The organism is Neisseria sp. P0021.S007 (assembly GCF_051956855.1).
The window spans coordinates 1-463 of sequence record NZ_JBQCXA010001555.1; the positions used below are offsets into that span (position 1 = coordinate 1).

At 49.0% G+C, this 463-nt stretch carries 2 protein-coding genes; both read right to left on the bottom strand.

All coding sequences use genetic code 11. From position 1 onward, the window contains the following. Positions 1-176, bottom strand: a 176-nt coding sequence (locus ACTHUR_RS20225; protein ID WP_440400588.1) for a SemiSWEET family transporter, incomplete at its 3' end; no start/stop codon positions are given. Between the two features lie 78 nt (positions 177-254). Next, on the bottom strand, positions 255-463 hold a 209-nt coding region (locus tag ACTHUR_RS20230; RefSeq protein WP_285047160.1), incomplete at its 5' end, for a SemiSWEET family transporter.

A 463-nucleotide genomic window follows, 5' to 3' on the forward strand; every position in this document is an offset into this window, starting at 1 on the left:
TTCAAAAAGCCGTAGGCAAACCATAATGTGCAGTTGATGGCGGCGACGAGGGGTTGCAACGGCGAGCCGGGGTTGCCGGCAAGGTTGTTTTGGATTTGCGGGATATAAGAAACGTACATACCGACGCCGGCCAGGGTGGCGGTGACGGAAAGAATGTGCATTTGTTTTTCAGTCATTGGTTTTCCTTTCTGATTAGACGATTGGGTTTTCAGGCTGTACAGATGTTGATTTGCACAGGCCGTCTGAAAACTTCCTTAAAAACTAGTGATAAATGTAATCAAACCCAAAATAATGCCTGGGGCGTTTGCCAGTATGATGGGGTAGTCGCGTTTTTCTTTCAAAAAGCCGTAGGCAAACCATAATGTGCAGTTGATGGCGGCGACGAGGGGTTGCAACGGCGAGCCGGGGTTGCCGGCAAGGTTGTTTTGGATTTGCGGGATATAAGAAACGTACATACCGACGC